This is a genomic window from Mesorhizobium sp. WSM4884 (genome assembly GCF_029625675.1).
In the GTDB taxonomy this organism is placed as follows: Bacteria; Pseudomonadota; Alphaproteobacteria; order Rhizobiales; family Rhizobiaceae; genus Mesorhizobium.
On sequence record NZ_JARTVO010000022.1, the window covers coordinates 43,014 to 58,027 of the forward strand.

At 64.9% G+C, this 15,014-nt stretch carries 20 protein-coding genes; 12 read left to right on the forward strand and 8 right to left on the reverse strand.

The genetic code is table 11. The annotated features are described in order from the left end of the window. Window positions 1-63 precede the first annotated feature (63 nt). Genes P9236_RS25955 through P9236_RS25965 form a run of 3 tightly spaced genes read left to right on the forward strand, consistent with a single transcriptional unit; the run spans window position 64 to window position 1,513 of the window. Window positions 64-426, forward strand: coding sequence for a DUF805 domain-containing protein (locus P9236_RS25955; protein ID WP_278077488.1), 363 nt, complete (start codon window positions 64-66; stop codon window positions 424-426). Beyond that, window positions 419-796, forward strand: a complete 378-nt coding sequence (locus P9236_RS25960) for a DUF805 domain-containing protein (RefSeq protein ID WP_278077489.1) — start codon at window positions 419-421, stop codon at window positions 794-796. The genes P9236_RS25955 and P9236_RS25960 overlap by 8 nt, the downstream gene beginning before the upstream one ends. Before the next feature lie 15 nt (window positions 797-811). Continuing rightward, entirely contained in the window at window positions 812-1,513 is a 702-nt protein-coding gene (locus tag P9236_RS25965; RefSeq protein WP_278077490.1) for a hypothetical protein, read from the forward strand. Here the strand turns inward: P9236_RS25965 and P9236_RS25970 are convergent. Then, on the reverse strand, window positions 1,488-2,522 hold the full coding sequence (locus tag P9236_RS25970; RefSeq protein ID WP_278077491.1) for a 2-dehydropantoate 2-reductase: 1,035 nt from the start codon (window positions 2,520-2,522) through the stop codon (window positions 1,488-1,490). The two genes, P9236_RS25965 and P9236_RS25970, sit on opposite strands and share 26 nt — an antisense overlap. 124 nt (window positions 2,523-2,646) lie before the next feature. Here P9236_RS25970 and dapE point away from each other — a divergent pair, with 124 nt between their 5' ends. From dapE to P9236_RS25990, 4 genes are all read left to right on the forward strand, one after another. Continuing rightward, window positions 2,647-3,846 carry a succinyl-diaminopimelate desuccinylase gene (dapE, locus tag P9236_RS25975; protein WP_278077492.1) on the forward strand — a complete coding sequence of 400 codons (1,200 nt, stop codon included), beginning with the start codon at window positions 2,647-2,649 and terminating at the stop codon, window positions 3,844-3,846. Window positions 3,847-3,848: 2 nt separating this feature from the next. Beyond that, window positions 3,849-4,454 (forward strand): transporter, encoded by a 606-nt coding sequence (locus P9236_RS25980; protein WP_278077530.1) that lies wholly within the window; start codon window positions 3,849-3,851, stop codon window positions 4,452-4,454. A 79-nt stretch (window positions 4,455-4,533) separates the two neighbouring features. Further along, entirely contained in the window at window positions 4,534-4,815 is a 282-nt protein-coding gene (locus tag P9236_RS25985; RefSeq protein WP_278077493.1) for a type II toxin-antitoxin system ParD family antitoxin, read from the forward strand. Then, window positions 4,812-5,021: a type II toxin-antitoxin system RelE/ParE family toxin gene (locus tag P9236_RS25990; protein WP_278077494.1), complete on the forward strand. Its 210-nt coding sequence runs from the start codon at window positions 4,812-4,814 to the stop codon at window positions 5,019-5,021. The genes P9236_RS25985 and P9236_RS25990 overlap by 4 nt, the downstream gene beginning before the upstream one ends. A gap of 60 nt (window positions 5,022-5,081) precedes the next feature. On the opposite strand, the gene truA is transcribed toward P9236_RS25990, so the two are convergent. The 4 genes from truA to def form a co-directional block, all read right to left on the reverse strand. Next, entirely contained in the window at window positions 5,082-5,891 is an 810-nt protein-coding gene (gene truA, locus P9236_RS25995; protein ID WP_278077495.1) for a tRNA pseudouridine(38-40) synthase TruA, read from the reverse strand. 113 nt (window positions 5,892-6,004) lie between these two features. Continuing rightward, window positions 6,005-6,511: an N-acetyltransferase gene (locus P9236_RS26000; protein WP_278077496.1), complete on the reverse strand. Its 507-nt coding sequence runs from the start codon at window positions 6,509-6,511 to the stop codon at window positions 6,005-6,007. After that, entirely contained in the window at window positions 6,508-7,443 is a 936-nt protein-coding gene (fmt, locus tag P9236_RS26005) for a methionyl-tRNA formyltransferase (protein WP_278077497.1), read from the reverse strand. Before fmt ends, P9236_RS26000 begins: the two co-directional genes overlap by 4 nt. 5 nt (window positions 7,444-7,448) lie before the next feature. Further along, complete coding sequence (gene def / locus P9236_RS26010) at window positions 7,449-7,979, reverse strand: peptide deformylase (RefSeq protein WP_278077498.1); 531 nt, start codon at window positions 7,977-7,979, stop codon at window positions 7,449-7,451. A gap of 103 nt (window positions 7,980-8,082) precedes the next feature. Between def and P9236_RS26015 the strand changes: the two genes are divergently transcribed. Then, on the forward strand, window positions 8,083-9,336 hold the full coding sequence (locus P9236_RS26015; protein WP_278077499.1) for a DNA recombination protein RmuC: 1,254 nt from the start codon (window positions 8,083-8,085) through the stop codon (window positions 9,334-9,336). Between the two features lie 103 nt (window positions 9,337-9,439). Here the strand turns inward: P9236_RS26015 and P9236_RS26020 are convergent, their stop codons facing one another. Continuing rightward, a complete protein-coding gene (locus P9236_RS26020) occupies window positions 9,440-9,844 on the reverse strand; it encodes a GFA family protein (RefSeq protein WP_278077500.1) in 405 nt (134 codons plus the stop codon). 34 nt (window positions 9,845-9,878) lie between these two features. After that, entirely contained in the window at window positions 9,879-10,838 is a 960-nt protein-coding gene (locus P9236_RS26025; protein ID WP_278077501.1) for a cation diffusion facilitator family transporter, read from the reverse strand. Window positions 10,839-11,093: 255 nt separating this feature from the next. Here P9236_RS26025 and P9236_RS26030 point away from each other — a divergent pair, with 255 nt between their 5' ends. Both P9236_RS26030 and sugE read left to right on the forward strand, forming a co-directional pair. Continuing rightward, the gene (locus tag P9236_RS26030; RefSeq protein WP_082953831.1) at window positions 11,094-11,219 is read left to right on the forward strand and encodes a hypothetical protein; all 126 of its coding nucleotides are present in this window, start codon (window positions 11,094-11,096) and stop codon (window positions 11,217-11,219) included. A 200-nt stretch (window positions 11,220-11,419) separates the two neighbouring features. Then, window positions 11,420-11,734, forward strand: a complete 315-nt coding sequence (sugE, locus tag P9236_RS26035) for a quaternary ammonium compound efflux SMR transporter SugE (protein ID WP_278077502.1) — start codon at window positions 11,420-11,422, stop codon at window positions 11,732-11,734. Window positions 11,735-11,915: 181 nt separating this feature from the next. Here sugE and P9236_RS26040 read toward each other — a convergent pair whose 3' ends face one another. Further along, the gene (locus tag P9236_RS26040; protein WP_278077503.1) at window positions 11,916-12,344 is read right to left on the reverse strand and encodes a DUF6481 family protein; all 429 of its coding nucleotides are present in this window, start codon (window positions 12,342-12,344) and stop codon (window positions 11,916-11,918) included. Window positions 12,345-12,571: 227 nt separating this feature from the next. Here P9236_RS26040 and P9236_RS26045 point away from each other — a divergent pair, with 227 nt between their 5' ends. Both P9236_RS26045 and P9236_RS26050 read left to right on the forward strand, forming a co-directional pair. After that, the gene (locus tag P9236_RS26045) at window positions 12,572-13,618 is read left to right on the forward strand and encodes an LLM class flavin-dependent oxidoreductase (RefSeq protein WP_278077504.1); all 1,047 of its coding nucleotides are present in this window, start codon (window positions 12,572-12,574) and stop codon (window positions 13,616-13,618) included. A 177-nt stretch (window positions 13,619-13,795) separates the two neighbouring features. Next, entirely contained in the window at window positions 13,796-14,965 is a 1,170-nt protein-coding gene (locus P9236_RS26050) for an AI-2E family transporter (protein ID WP_278077505.1), read from the forward strand. Window positions 14,966-15,014: the final 49 nt, after the last annotated feature.

Consider the following 15,014-nt stretch of genomic DNA (forward strand, 5'->3'; position numbering starts at 1 on the left):
GAAACGGACGCACCTTCCGCCGGCGCGACATTCCGTCGCGCTGGTTCAACACGGAGGGGCGTCATGGACTGGAAGTATCTGCTGACGAGTTTCGACGGCCGCATCAACCGCGCCAAGTTCTGGGCCGGCATCGGCGCATTCATCATTCTTGCTATCGTTGCCTTCATTCTCGATTCGATCCTCGGCACGCGTTTCACCACGGCCAGCGGCGGTGAGATCGGCGTCGTCGGCATCCTCGTCATGCTGGCATCGATCTATTTCGCGATTGCTCTTTATGCCAAACGCTGGCACGACCGTAACAAGTCGGGCTGGTGGACGCTGATCGGCCTCATACCCATCATCGGCGGCATCTGGTTGCTGGTCGAGCTCGGCATCCTGGAAGGCACCAGAGGCGCCAATCAATACGGACCGGACCCGCTTGCCTGAACAATCAGACTTCATCTGGCTTTTCTTCAAAACCTCGGGCCGCGTCAGCCGCGCGGCCTATTTTCTCGGCGGATTGCTGGTTGCCCTGATCCAGGCTTTCCCGCTCTACCGCTTCACGCTGGTGCCGGAAGGCTCGGCCGAGAGCAACCTGTGGTCGTTCGTCTTCTTCCTCGCCTTCCTTGGATCGCTGTGGTCGAACATCGTTTTGGCGGTGAAGCGGCTGCACGACCTCGACAAGCCCGGCATCGCTGCGCTTGTGCTGTTCGTTCCCGTCGTGTCGATCGTCGCCTTCCTGGTGCTCTGCCTGTTTCCGGGACAACCCGGGTCCAATCGCTACGGCAGCCGCACCAACGCGCCGGCTGACCACTAAAGCGACGCAGCCGCCATGCGCTACCGCACGCTCGATCCGACGCTGATCATCGAGACCGCCGAAAGGCTCGAGGAGCGTGTCGCCGAGCGTTTTCCGGAAGCGGGCCTTCGCGGCGTCGCCGGCGAGCTGGTCGCCCTGTCGCGCGACCTGGCGAAGGCCGCCAGGGAGCTGGATGCGCCGATCTGGTGGCTGCGCGGCGTCATCGTCGCGGCCTTCATTGCCGGGGTCGCGATGTTCCTGTTCGTCGGTACCGTCCTGCCGCTCGACCGCATTTCGGGAACCGACGATGCCGTGCAGTCGGTGCAGGGCATCGAGGCGACGATCAACACCGTCATCCTCGCCGTGCTCGGCTTCCTCACCCTGATCCGCAGCGAAGAACGGATCAAGCGCAAACAGGTCTTCCGCCAGCTTCACGGCTTGCGCTCGCTGATCCATGTCATCGACATGCACCAGCTGACTAAAGACCCGGCGGCGCTATCGGCAGATTTCAGGCCGACGGCGCATTCGCCGGCCCGCATCACCAATGCCGCCGACCTCGCGCGTTACCTGGACTATTGCTCGGAGATGCTGTCGATCACCGGCAAGATCGCCGCGCTGTTTGCCCAGTCGGTTAATGACGCCGTGGTTGTCGACGGCGTCAACGACATCGAGAACCTAGCCTCCAACCTGTCGAGAAAAATCTGGCAGAAGATCACGCTGATCGAGGACCGCCACTGACCGCATCCGGTCGCAGGCCGGGCGAGCCGCACCCGTCCGCTTCCGCCTGACGGATCAGCGCCGCGACGCGCTTCGTCAAAGGCACCGGCACACCGGTCTTTTCCGCCAAACGCAGGATCGCGCCCTGTAACTCGTCGATCTCGGTCGGGTGGCCCCGCTCGAGGTCGTCCCACATCGAGGCGCGCGCTTCGGGATCGATCGCCAGCATGCGGCGCGCCAGAAGTCCGAACAGCCAGTCCGGAAGCCGCAGCACTTTCGGCAGCAGCCATGGCGGCGGCCCGGCGATGCGCGCCGGCTCGATGCCGGAGGCTTTCATCGCCGCCCGCGCCTCGTCGATCTGGTCCGCCAGGATGACGCGCCAGCGGCGATCGGCGAGCTCCCTGGTCAGCGGCAGGTTGGACAGCGCCACCAGCGCATTGTTGAGGTTCATCAGCAGCTTGCTCCACTGCACCGCCTTCATGTCGGCATGGGTCCGAACCGCGAGCCCTTCGACGTCAAGCAAGGTGGCGAGGCCGGGCACGGTATCCTCGATCAGCACCTTGCCGTCGCTGGCGCGCCGGACCCGGAATGGCGTTTCGCTCTCCGGCGATTGCACGACGTTGAACGCAACCATACCGGCCAGCACGCGACGCGCCGGAAGCGCGACGCGCAGTTTGTCCGCGTTGTCGACGCCATTCTGCAGGCTGACCACGATGGTATCGGGCCGGGCATGGGCTGCGACGAGCGCTGCCATCTCCTCGGTCGCGCCGCTCTTGACCGTGACAAGAACGATATCCGAATTGCGCAGCGCCAACGCCGGATCGTCGGTGACCGCGAGCGCCTCGGGGTCGATGCGCCGATCGCGACCGTCGAGATCGCTGACCCGAAGCCCATCCTTGCGCATGGTCTCGACGATGCGGCCACGGCCCAGGAAATTCACCTTTCGCCCGGCAAGCGCCAGGCAGCCGCCGACATAGCAGCCGATGCTGCCGGCGCCGGCAACCGCGATCGTTCTTCCGTCATTGGCCATGCGATCATCCCGTGCTGGCTCGCGCGACTATACGACATGACAACCATAACCATATTGTCGGTGGCATGATCGGCGATCATCTGCCACCGTGACAGAGTTACTGCTTTCGACTATCGCTTTGCCTATGAAATTGCCGACCGACCCCGCCCAGAATCTTGCCGCCCTGATCCGCTGTCCTTCCGTGACGCCCGCCGAAGGCGGCGCGCTGCGGACGCTGGAGGACATGCTGAAGCCGCTCGGCTTCTCGGTCGAGCGGCCGCTGTTCTCGGAAAGCGGCACGCCGGACATCGAAAACCTCTATGCGCGCCGCTCCGGCAATGGCCCGCATCTGATGTTTGCCGGCCATACCGACGTCGTGCCGGTTGGCGACGAGGCGGCCTGGACGCATCCGCCGTTTGCCGCCGAGATCGCCAATGGCGAGATGTATGGCCGCGGCGCCGTCGACATGAAGGGCGGCATCGCCTGCTTCATCGCCGCCGTGGCGCGCCACATCGAAAGAAATGGCGGACCGAAAGGCTCGGTTTCGCTGCTGATCACGGGCGACGAAGAAGGGCCCGCCATCAACGGCACGACGAAGCTGCTCGACTGGGCGGCCGCCAAGGGCGAGAAATGGGACGCCTCGATCGTCGGCGAGCCGACCAATCCGGATGCGCTCGGCGACATGATCAAGATCGGCCGGCGCGGCTCGCTGTCCGGCAGCGTCATCGTCAACGGCCGCCAGGGCCACGCCGCCTATCCGCAGCTTGCCGACAACCCGGTGCGCGGTCTCATCAGCCTGGTCGACGCGCTGCTGCATCCGGTGTTCGACAAGGGAACCGGGGATTTCCAGCCGACCAATCTCGAGGTGACGTCGATCGACGTCGGCAACCCGGCGACCAATGTCATCCCGGCCAAGGCGACCGCCACGTTCAACATCCGCTTCAACGACACCTGGGACGCCGAAACGATCCAGGCCGAGATCCACAACCGGCTCGACCAGGCGGCCGGGCGCAAGAAATACCGGCCAGGCAAGAAGACGCCAGTCGACTACGAGCTTGTCTGGCGCGACCGGCCGAGCCATGTCTTCCTCACTCGCGACGACAAGCTGGTCGACACGCTGAGCGCGTCGGTTGCCGCCGTGGTCGGCAGGACACCGGCGCTCTCCACCTCCGGCGGCACGTCGGATGCACGCTTCATCAAGGATTATTGCCCGGTGGTCGAGTTCGGGCTGGTCGGCAAGACGATGCACATGGTGGACGAGCGTGTGGCGGTCGCCGACCTGGAGACGCTGACGCAAATCTACGAACGTTTCATCGAAGACTGGTTCGGACAGGGCCTCGCGTGACCATGCTTTCGGCAGACGAAACCTATGCTTCGCTGGCCGGCGCCTGGCGGCTGATGCTCGGCAAGGCCGACGGCCTGCGCATGCTCGACCTTACGGCGGACGGCTTCTGGAATTCCTTCTTCGCCATCGTCGTGGCGGCGCCGGCGCTGATCGTCGGCTGGGTCGGCATCGCCAACGAGATCGGCGATCCGAACGCTTTTGCCGGTCGCCTCGGCATGCTGCTCAAGCTGGCGACGGTCGACATCGGCTCCTGGGTGCTGCCGCTGGTGGCGCTTGCGCTGGTCGCGCCGCGCGCCGGCATCGGCGGCCGCTTCGTCCACTACGTCGTCGCCTCCAACTGGGCCTCCGCGATCATCGCCTGGCTGATGCTGCCGTCGGCGCTGCTGAGGCTGTTCCTGCCTTCGACCGACGAGATCAGCGGGTTGGTCTCGCTGCTTCTGTTCGCGCTGTCGATGGTGCTGACCTGGCGCATGACCAACGCGACGATCGGCAAGGGCGCGGCCATCGGCACGGCAGTGTTTGCCGGCATGTTCGTGGCCTCCCTGCTCGTCCTGTTCGGCCTGCAGGCGCTGCTCGGCATCGACATACCGAACGGCGCACGGGGCTGATCTTTCCGATCGGGGGTGGTCTTCCAATTTGCTGTCGGTCCGGTATGATAATTTCATACCGACTCCCGGGAGAGAGCACGTGTCCGCCACGGAAAAACGCACTTTCAGCCTGCCGTCGGAGCAAGCCGCCTTTATCGACCAGCTTGTTCAGTCGGGCGCCTACGCCACCAGCAGCGAGGTCATCCGCGCCGGGCTTCGCGCGCTGCAGGAGCGCGATGCCGCAGTGGAGCGCTGGCTGCGCGAGGAGGTCGCTCCGACCTATGACGCCTGGAAAGCCAATCCCGGCAAAGGCATATCGCCTGAGGAAATGGCCGAGCGGGCGCGCAAGCGCCATGCGACGCGTCCTCAGAAGAAGCCGTGAAACGTCGGGCTCTCATCTATACGCCTGACGCAGGCGATGACCTCGATCGTATCTATAATGTCATTGCGCAAGCCAGCGGCGCTGCGACGGCCGACCGTTACGGCAGCCATCTACGCGCCTTCTGCGAGCGCCTCGAATATGGCTCTGAGCGCGGCACGCGCCGCCATGACGTGCGGCCAGACCTCCGGATCATCGGATTGATTTGAGCGCCGCATAACCGTTGCCTTCGTTGTGGAACCCGAGCGCGTGGTGATTTTGCGCCTGTTCTACGGCGGCGCCAATTGGTCAGACGATCTGGCAGAGGGCGGCACCGACTGATCGGTTTGCTCGGCAGGATAATCCACCCCGACCAGAAACAGCCCATCCGGCGGCGCCACCTGGCCGCAGGCGGCGCGGTCGCGCGCTTCGAGCGCCTCCTTGAGATCGGCAGCGCTCCACGAGCCGTCGCCGACCCGCCGCAACGAGCCGACCATCGAGCGCACCTGGTTGTGCAGGAACGAGCGCGCCGAGGTCCGCACCTCGATGAGATCGCCCATACGGCTGACGTCAAGTTGGGCAAGCGTGCGGACGGGGCTTTCGGCCTGGCATTGGGTGGAGCGGAAGGTGGTGAAATCATGCCGCCCGAGCAGCACCTTCGCCGCCTCATGCATGGCCTCGGCATCTAGGCGCTTCGGCACCCACCAGACCTTGCCCTTTTCCAGCGCCGAGGGCGCGCGGCGGTTGAGGATGCGGTAGAGATAATGGCGGCCGGTGGCGGAAAAGCGCGCGTCGAAGCCGTCGGCGACGAGCGCCGCATTGAGGATGACGATGCGCGCGCCGGCCGCCTGCAGATGGGCGTTGACGGCATCGCGCACCTTGTCGCCCGCCCAGCTTTTGGCGAGATCGACATGCGCCACCTGCGCGGTGGCGTGCACGCCGGCATCGGTGCGGCCGGCGGCACGTATCCTCACCTGTTCGCCGCAGAACTTTTCGATCGCCTGCTCGATCGCCTGCTGCACCGAAAGCTGGTCCGCCTGATGCTGCCAGCCGGCGAATCGGCTGCCGTCATATTCGATATCGAGCCGAAAACGCGGCATGCTCAGACGACCGCCAGCGATCGCGTCGCGGCGCTTTTTCGATTGAGCATGATCTTTCCCGAAAACCGGTTCCCCCTTTTCGCGGGCGCGGACCTTCGGTTCGGGATCATGCTCTAAGCAGCGAGCGCGGTGAAGGCCGAAGCGTAGACCAGCTTGCCGGCCTCGGGCGCTTCGCCCCAGGCCAGCGCCTGCAGCGCCTCGCCCTGGTATTCGCTCTCGAATTTCTCGGCGCGGGCATGGCTGTAGCCGAAGCGCCCGTAATAGGCCGGGTCACCCAGCACCACGGCAAGCCGCTCGCCGGCTTCCTTGAGGCGGACATGCGCCTCGCGGATCAGCGCGCCGCCGATGCCGGTGCCGTGGAAGGACGGCTCGACCGCCAGCGGCGCCAGCGCCACGGCCGCGAAGCGCTTGCCGCCCGTCTGCACCACGAGCCTGGAAAACAGGATGTGGCCGACGACCTGGCCATCCTCTTCCGCCACCAGCTCGACGACGGCATCGCCGCCGGTCACCAGCGCGTCGACCAAGCCGGCCTCGGTCCGCTGGCCGAACGCATGCTCTTCGACAAGGCGGATCGCCTCGCGATCCCGCGGCGTCGCCGCGCGTATCGACATCATGCTCATTTGAGTTTCGTTCCTTTTTCGATCTTGGCTCCGCGCAAGAACTCCTGCGCGGCGGCGGGCCTTCCGCCCGCCCGTTGAACTTCGACCAGCCGGACCGCGCCTGACCCGCAGGCGACCGTCAGCCGGTCATCGAGAATACCTCCCGACTCGCCGACGCCATCGGAAAGCGTCGAGCGAAGCAGTTTCAGCCGCTCCATGCGGCCACCAATTTCGACCTCGCACCACGCGCCCGGAAAGGGCGAGAGGCCGCGAATGTGATTGTGGACTTCGCCGGCAGGCCGCGTCCAGTCTACGCGCGTCTCCGATTTATCGATCTTTCGGGCGTAGGTCACCCCTTCCGTCGGCTGCGGGGTAAATGTCAGACAATTTATCCCCAGCCGCGTCAGTGCTTCCACCATCAGCGAAGCGCCTTGAGCCATCAGGCGGTCATGCAATTCGCCGGCGGTCATATCGGGTCCGATGGCGCATTTTTCAACCAACGCCACCGGGCCGGTGTCCAGACCCTCTTCCATGCGCATCACCATCATGCCGGTTTCGGCATCGCCGGCCATGATGGCGCGCTGGATGGGCGCGGCACCGCGCCAGCGCGGCAAAAGCGAAGCATGGCCGTTGAGGCAGCCGAGCCTGGTCGCCTCCAGCACGGGCTTCGGCAGAAGCAGGCCGTAGGCGACGACCACGGCGACGTCGGCCCGCAACTCGGCAAAGGCTCGCTGCTCGGCCTCGCCCTTGAGCGATGTCGGCGTCCGCACCTGGAGGCCAAGCCGCTCCGCCTCGCGCTGGACAGGCGACGGCGTAAGCTCCAATCCGCGCCGGCCGGCCGCGCGCGGCGGCTGCGTATAGACGGCCGCGATGTCGTGGCCGGCCTCGGCAATGGCGCTGAGCGTCGGCACGGAAAAATCCGGCGTGCCCATGAAGATGACGCGAAGGGGCATGACCCCTAGCCCACCATCTTGCCCGGCGCCTTGTCCTTGGCGAGCTTCTTGAATTTCCTGACCACCATGTCGCGCTTCAATTTCGAGATGTGGTCGATGAACAGCACGCCGTTGAGATGGTCGATCTCGTGCTGCAGGCAGGTCGCCATCAGGCCCTCGGCCTGCATCTCCTGCAGCTTGCCGTCGCGATCGAGATACGTCACCCGAACCGCTGCGGGACGCTCGACCTCGGCATAGTAGTCGGGGATCGACAGGCAGCCTTCCTCATAGACCGAGCGCTCGTCGGAGCTTTCGAGGATTTCCGGATTGATGAAGACATGCGGCGCAGGCGGCTCGCCCTCCTTGGCGAGGTCGATGACCAGCAAGCGCCGCGGCTCGCCGACCTGGATTGCCGCCAGCCCGATGCCCGGCGCGTCGTACATGGTTTCCAGCATATCGTCGGCGAGCTTGCGCAAATCGCCGTCGACGCGCTCGACCGGTTTGGAAACCTGGCGCAGGATCGGATCGGGAAGGATGATGAGCGGCTTGATCGACATGGCGTCTCACCTAAGACGTCGTTGGAAAAGCGTCAACGGGGGCGGCTGCGACCTGTTCACGTTTTGATCTGTTTCGGCAAGCCGAATCGGCTATGCTGCCGGCATGAACGACATGACATCCATCCTTTCGCAACCGGTCGCGCGGCTCGGCGCCACCACGATCACGCTCGGCGGGGTGCTCGGCTTCGGCGCGCTGCTGCTGCTGGCATTGGTCCTGGCGCTGGTTATCGCCTTGTGGCGCGCGGGCAAGGCGCGCGCGATTGCCGCAGCCGAAGCGGCCGATCATGCCCGTGACACCGAGGCGCGGATGGCGGACATCCTGCAGGCGCAGGCCGAGATGCAGGGGCGCATGGGCGCGATCGCCGAAGTGTTCGGCGCCAGGCAGGCCGAGCTGACCCAATCGCTCGGCCAGCGGCTCGACGCCATGACCGGCCGCCTCGGCCAGACCATGGCCGAGCAAACGAAGTCGACGCATGAGAGCCTGGCCAAGCTGCAGGAGCGGCTGGCGGTGATCGACACGGCGCAGGGCAACATCCAGTCTCTCGCCGGCCAGGTCGTGCAGCTGCAGGCGATCCTTTCCAACAAGCAGACGCGCGGCGCCTTCGGCCAGTCGCGCATGGAAGCGATCATCGCCGACGGTCTGCCGCACGGCGCCTACGAGTTCCAGGCGAGCCTCTCCAACGGCAGCCGTCCGGACTGCCTGGTGCGGATGCCCAATGGCGCGCCGATGCTTGCCATCGACGCGAAGTTCCCACTGGAAGCGTGGAACGCCATCCGCGCCGCGGAGGGCGCCGAGCTGCAGAAGGTGGCGGCGCAGGCGTTCAGGCGGGACATCGAGGTGCATGTCCGCGATATCGCCGAAAAATACCTGATCCAGGGCGAGACGCAGGACACGGCCTTTATGTTCGTGCCGTCGGAATCGGTGTTCGCCGAGATCCATGAGAATTTCGAGGCGGTGGTGCAGAAGGCGCACCGCGCCCGCGTCGTCATCGTCTCGCCGTCGCTGCTGATGCTGTCGATCCAGGTCATTCAGGCGATCCTGAAGGACGCGCGCATGCGCGAGCAGGCGCACCTCATCCAGGGCGAGGTCATCCGCCTGATGGAAGACGTGGCGCGCGTCGACGAGCGCGTGCGCCGGCTGCAGACGCATTTCGGCCAAGCGGCCAAGGATATCGACGACATCCTCGTCTCGACGTCGAAAGTCACCAAGCGCGGCCAGAAGATCGAGGCACTGGAATTCGGCGAGACGGAAGCCGAGCCGCCGCGGAGCGGTCCGGCGAAGGCCGAAGCAGGCGCGCGGGTGGCCGATTCCAAGACGGGCCAATTGCGGCTGAGGGTCGTCGAAGGCGACGACTAGAGCGGTTCAGCGTTCCACGGAATCGCCGAACCGCTCTAAGTATTTGTTTTGCGCAATTCCGGACGGAAAACCGTTACGCACCTTTCCTGGAATTGCTCTGAGCCTACTGCTCCTCGACGACCCTGGTGCCCTCGAACTCCGGCAGCCAGTGCAGCGCCGAGCGGTGCCAGTATTGCGTCCTCGGCACCAGCTGGTCGCGCTGGCGCGCCGTACCCGTCCTGATGCCATAAACCTTCGGCCCGTCGCCGACGGAGGTGGCGTAAAGATGCGAGCCGCACTCGCCGCAAAAGCCCTGCGCCCGCTTGGCGCCGCTCGCCCCGGTCTTGATGTAGACCTTGGGCTCGCCCTTGGTGATGCGATAATCCTCCTCCGGCACCCGCACAGTGACGCGGAACGCCGTGCCGGTGAGCCGCTGGCAATCCGTGCAATGGCAGATCGAGGTCTTTTCGGGATCGACCTCCGCCTCGTAGGTAATGGCGCCGCAGTGGCACCCGCCGTCGATTCTCATTGGCTTGCTCCCAAAAGACCGTCCCGGTTCAAATCTAATCCTCTTCGGAAGCCTCGGCGATAGCCTTGCGCCTGCGCTCCCATGTGCCGGTCGCCTGCGGCTTGACGAACAGCCTGGCGATCTCGGGCATCTCCTCGTTCAGCCGCGCCTCCAGGCGCTCGATGCACGCCTCGATCTCGGGCGCTGTGAGATGATCCTCGAATTCGATGCTCAAGCCGGCGACGATTTCCTCAGGGCCGATATGGACGCTCAATATGCCGTTCGCCCGCTGCACCGCCGGATCATCCTCGGCGATCGCCAGGACCTTGCGCTGCACCTCAGGGGAGGCGGGTTCGCCGATGAGCAGCCCCTTGCTCTCGCGTGCCAGAAAGGCCGCGGTCGCCCCAAGGATGATGGCGATGCCGATCGAGCCGGCACCATCGAGTTCGGGAATTTCTAGCAGTTCGGACGCAAGGATGCACGCGAACGCGACAATCAGGCCAAGCAGTGCGGCACTGTCCTCGAACAGCACGGTGTAGACGCTGGGATCCTTGCTGGTCCGCACCGCCTGGAACCAGCCCAGCTTTCCCTTCCGGTCCCGGAACTCCTTCAACGCCACCAGCCAGGAACTGCCTTCGAACAGGAAGGAGAGGCCGAGCACGATGTAGTTGACCTTGGCGTTGACGACCGGCTCGGGCGCCATGATGTGGATGACGCCTTCATAGAAGGAAACGCCGGCGCCCAGCGCGAAAACCAGCAGCGCGACGATAAAGCTCCAGAAGTAGAGTTCGCGTCCGTGGCCGAGCGGGTGCGTGCGGTCGGGCGGGCGGGCGGCGCGATGCATGCCGTAAAGCAGAAGCGCGCCGTTGCCGGTGTCGACCAGCGAATGCACGCCTTCCGACAGCATGGCCGAAGAGCCCGTAAAGAGTGCCGCGGCGAATTTGGTCAACGCGATCGCGAGATTGCCGGCGAGCGCGGCGTAGATCACCCTTTTCGAACCGCTATGCCCTGCCATCCGTTTCCGATCCTGCCCCAGGCACCGAGCTTAACGACCCGACGGCCGAAGCTCTACAGACAATGCGCCAGCCGATCCGAGGTTCAAGATGCCGACGAACCATCCTGCAGCCGCTGCCCGAAATCCGGTCGACGCCGCCTGATAGAGGGAAAACGGTTGACATCCAGGTGCCGGCTTTCGAAGCGGCAAGCAGCCCCTTGCGGTCGGGCGCTTCTCTTGTTTCACTTGGGCTGCCCACAATCGGAGGAGCGAATCATGGCTAAGGGTGCGATGAAGGCGGGCAAGGAACCCCGCAAGCCGAAGAAGGACGCGAAGAAACCAGCCGCGGCCCCGGCTCCGAAGGCACCGCCGGTCAAGGCGATGCGCATCAAGGAGAAGTAAGCCGCCAGAGCGGCTGATCCGTCTCGATGTGGAATTGAACCGGCGGCATGCCGAGTGCTGCCGGTGTTTTGTTGATTGGGGAGCGGGACCTTCCTATATCGACGCGGCGAGGACGACCTCGCTTCCCCGAAGAAATCGGCCGGGACGACCCGCCACCTCAGGCATCGGATGACCGGTGCTGGAATGACGGAGTCTTTGCGATGTCCTGGATTTTTCTCTTCTTCGCCGGCCTGTTCGAGATCGGCTGGGCTATCGGCCTCAAATATACCGACGGTTTTTCGAAGCCGCTGCCGACCCTTCTCACCATCGTCTCGATGATGGTCAGCCTTGGCCTGCTCGGCCTGGCGCTGAAGATGCTGCCCGTGGGCACCGCCTATGCGGTGTGGACCGGCATCGGCACCGTGGGCACGGCATTGCTCGGCATCTGGCTGCTCGGCGAGCCGGCGACCGCGGTGCGGCTTGCCTGCATCGGCCTGATCGTCTGCGGCATCGTCGGGTTGAAGCTCGTGGCCTAAAAGCGCGTCGCGCTGAAACGGATCCAGGCGACGCGCTTTTAGGTCTTGTCTTATACACATCGTCTTCGCAAAACCGCTGCACACCTTTGCGCGACATGCATTAGAATCACCGGTGCATGCGGCACAAACGCCTTCAGGGCCGCCAGATGGCGACCCTGAACCGTCTTCGAACGAAACTATGTCAGCGGGCGGAGAAGCCCGGGGGCGTGCGGCCGACGCGCGCCTTGCGGGCGGCGTAGCGCGCGTCGCGCTTCGCCTTGCGCTCGGCCTCTTCGGCAAGCAGGCGGGCGATGCGTTCGGTTTCCTCGGCTTCGCGGATCTTGGCCTCGGCCGCCGCCGCCTGTTCGGCAGCAAGGCGAGCAGCCTCGGCCGCCGCCTCGCGCTCGGCCTTCTCGGTCGCCTCGCGCGCCAACTTTTCCTGCTTCAGTCTGGCCTTCTCGGCCTCGCGGATCGCACGGGCCTCGAGGATCGCCTTGCGCTCCGCCTGGCGCGCCAGCACCGCTGGATCGTCCGCCGCCGGCTTTGCCTTGAAGCGCTCCAGGAGCGCCTTCTTTGCCTCGTTCGCGGCGTTGCGCCGCTCGAATATGTCTTTTTCCCTGTAGATAGCCAAGTCCACTTCCCTGCAGTCAATTCGCGACGCTTACATACGCGCGAAAGCGATGAGTTCAAGCGCCAAAACGGTATGCCAGCCATGAAAATCTGCGCTGTTGCCGCCGGGATACGTCAAGGCCGCGCGATGCACCGTTCACAAATCGCGCCACTGGCGAACAGCAAGGCCGACCGCTACCTCTAGCGCCGACAATCAACGCTCAAACCGTGCATCGGGATGCAATCGAAATGGAACTCGGCCTCTACACTTTCGCGGATGTCAGCCCGGAACCGGGCCCCGGCGCCATCGACCCGCATGAACGGCTGCGCAACCTGATCGAGGAGATCGAGCTGGCCGATCAGGTCGGTCTCGACGTGTTCGGCCTGGGCGAGCATCATCGTCCCGACTATGCGGCATCGGCGCCGGTCGTTGCGCTTGCGGCGGCAGCGGAGCGGACGAAGCGCATCAAGCTCACCAGCGCGGTCACCGTGCTTTCCTCCGACGATCCGGTACGGGTCTTCCAGCAGTTCGCGACGCTCGACCTCCTGTCCGGCGGCCGCGCAGAGATCATGGCCGGGCGCGGCTCCTTCATCGAATCCTTCCCGCTGTTCGGCTACAATCTGGAAGACTATGACGAGCTCTTCGCCGAGAAGCTCGACCTGCTTTTAGCCATCCGCGACCAGGTGAAGGTGACATGGCAAGGGCGCTTGCGCGCGCCGATCAACGGCCGCGGCGTCTATCCACGGCCTTTCCAGGACAAGCTGCCGATCTGGATCGCCATCGGCGGAACGCCGCAGTCCGCCGCTCGCGCCGGCGCGCTCGGCCTGCCGCTTGCGCTCGCCATCATCGGCGGCGAGCCGGGCCGCTTCGCGCCGCTGTTCGAGATCTATCGCGAGGCGGCAAGGCGCGCCGGCAAGGATCCCGCCACGCTTGCCACCAGCCTCAACGTGCATGGCTTCATCGCCGAGACGACCGAGAAGGCAGCGGACGATTTCTACGGTCCGCAGGCCGAGGTGATGAACCGCATCGGCCGCGAGCGCGGCTGGGGGCCAACGTCGCGGGCGCATTTCGATCACGCGCGAGGTCCGGGTGGTGCCTTGTTCGTCGGCAATCCCGAAGAGGTGGCGGAAAAGATCGTCGCCCAGCACAAGATCTTCGGCAACGATCGCTTCCTGCTGCAGATGGCTATCGGCACCATGCCGCACGCCAAGATCATGAAGGCGATCGAGCTTTACGGCACCAGGGTGGCGCCGATCGTGCGCGAGGAAACGGCGAAGACCGCGCCGGCCGCCTAAAGCGCTTCGCGCTGAAACGGATTCAGGCGATGCACTTTAGATCTTTGTTTTTTATGCATGTCGTTTTCGCAAAACCGCTGCGCACTTTTGCGCGACATGCACCAAAGGAGCCAGCCGCCGACTAACGGAACCTTGGCGCGGCGCGCACGTTTCCTTCGACGATCGCGAGGGGAACCTATGAAGGCCGAAACGACCGCTTCGGGCGCGAGCGTTGCCGAAAGCCCGGATTCGCGCGCCGGCGCCCGCGCCGAATTGCGGCTGATGCGATCGCTGCTGATCGGCATCTTCGTTCTGCTGACGGTATTCGCGCTCTATTTCGCCCGCGCTTTCTTCATGCCGGTGATCCTCGCCTTCCTGCTGGCGCTGACGCTGACGCCGATCGCGCGTTTCCTGCGCAAGCACGGTATTCCCGACGTGCTCTCCGCGACCCTCCTGGTGTTGCTCTCGGTCTTTTTCGTCGCCAGCGCCGGGTATCTGCTCAGCGGCCCGGTCATCGACCTCATCAACAACACCTCGTCGATCGGCCAGCAACTCACCGAGCGGCTGGCGCCGTTCAAGCGCCCGCTCGAAAGGATGATGGATATCTCGCGCCAGCTGGAGGCGCTCACGGAGACAGCGCAGGAACAGGGCGTGCAGAAGGTCGCGGTGGCGTCGTCCGGCATCCTGCCCACGGCAGCCGGCAACATTCTGGGGGCCGGCACCAGCATCACGATCGTCTTCGTGCTGTCGCTGTTCCTGCTCGCCTCAGGTACCTTGTTCTACGAGAAGATCGTCCAATCCTTCGCCAGCCTCAGCCAGAAGAAGCGTGCGCTGCGCGTCGTCTATGACGTCGAGCGCGAGATCTCGCATTACCTGCTCACCGTCGCAGTCATCAACGCCGGCCTCGGCACGGTGATCGGGCTTGGCCTGTGGGGGCTCGGCATGCCGAACCCGCTGGTCTGGGGCGCGGCCGCGGCGCTCCTCAATTTCCTGCCCTATGTCGGCGCGCTGATCACCATCCTCCTGGTGACGGTCATCGCGTTGATCAGCTTCGACACGATCTCCTACGCGCTGCTGGCGCCCGCCTTCGTGCTGTTGTGCGACGTCGTCGAAGGCCAGTTCGTGACGCCGACGGTGGTCGGCCGGCGGCTCGAGCTCAACGCCGTGGCGGTCTTCATCGCCATCGCCTTCTGGTCATGGCTGTGGGGTTTCGTCGGCGCGCTGATGGCGGTGCCGCTCCTGGTGGTCGTCAAGGTGTTCTGCGACCATTTCGACGGCCTCAGCCATGTCGGCAACTTCCTAGCGGCACAGCAGACCATCCTCATCGACGACGAACCGAGCGAGAACAACCACAAGTCCGGGGCGTGATGCCCTGGCCCAATGTCGAGACCCTGCCCATCGTTTGCGGCAGCGGCAG

Bases quoted from the DNA above. Each gene is read 5' to 3' on its own strand.
- P9236_RS25955 (WP_278077488.1), top strand. From the start codon at position 64: ATGGACTGGAAGTATCTGCTGACGAGTTTCGACGGCCGCATCAACCGC.
- P9236_RS25965 (WP_278077490.1), top strand. From the start codon at position 812: ATGCGCTACCGCACGCTCGATCCGACGCTGATCATCGAGACCGCCGAA.
- P9236_RS25970 (WP_278077491.1), bottom strand. From the start codon at position 2,522: ATGGCCAATGACGGAAGAACGATCGCGGTTGCCGGCGCCGGCAGCATC.
- dapE (WP_278077492.1), top strand. From the start codon at position 2,647: ATGAAATTGCCGACCGACCCCGCCCAGAATCTTGCCGCCCTGATCCGC.
- P9236_RS25980 (WP_278077530.1), top strand. From the start codon at position 3,849: ATGCTTTCGGCAGACGAAACCTATGCTTCGCTGGCCGGCGCCTGGCGG.
- truA (WP_278077495.1), bottom strand. From the start codon at position 5,891: ATGCCGCGTTTTCGGCTCGATATCGAATATGACGGCAGCCGATTCGCC.
- P9236_RS26000 (WP_278077496.1), bottom strand. From the start codon at position 6,511: ATGAGCATGATGTCGATACGCGCGGCGACGCCGCGGGATCGCGAGGCG.
- fmt (WP_278077497.1), bottom strand. From the start codon at position 7,443: ATGCCCCTTCGCGTCATCTTCATGGGCACGCCGGATTTTTCCGTGCCG.
- def (WP_278077498.1), bottom strand. From the start codon at position 7,979: ATGTCGATCAAGCCGCTCATCATCCTTCCCGATCCGATCCTGCGCCAG.
- P9236_RS26015 (WP_278077499.1), top strand. From the start codon at position 8,083: ATGAACGACATGACATCCATCCTTTCGCAACCGGTCGCGCGGCTCGGC.
- P9236_RS26020 (WP_278077500.1), bottom strand. From the start codon at position 9,844: ATGAGAATCGACGGCGGGTGCCACTGCGGCGCCATTACCTACGAGGCG.
- P9236_RS26025 (WP_278077501.1), bottom strand. From the start codon at position 10,838: ATGGCAGGGCATAGCGGTTCGAAAAGGGTGATCTACGCCGCGCTCGCC.
- P9236_RS26030 (WP_082953831.1), top strand. From the start codon at position 11,094: ATGGCTAAGGGTGCGATGAAGGCGGGCAAGGAACCCCGCAAGCCGAAG.
- sugE (WP_278077502.1), top strand. From the start codon at position 11,420: ATGTCCTGGATTTTTCTCTTCTTCGCCGGCCTGTTCGAGATCGGCTGG.
- P9236_RS26045 (WP_278077504.1), top strand. From the start codon at position 12,572: ATGGAACTCGGCCTCTACACTTTCGCGGATGTCAGCCCGGAACCGGGC.
- P9236_RS26050 (WP_278077505.1), top strand. From the start codon at position 13,796: ATGAAGGCCGAAACGACCGCTTCGGGCGCGAGCGTTGCCGAAAGCCCG.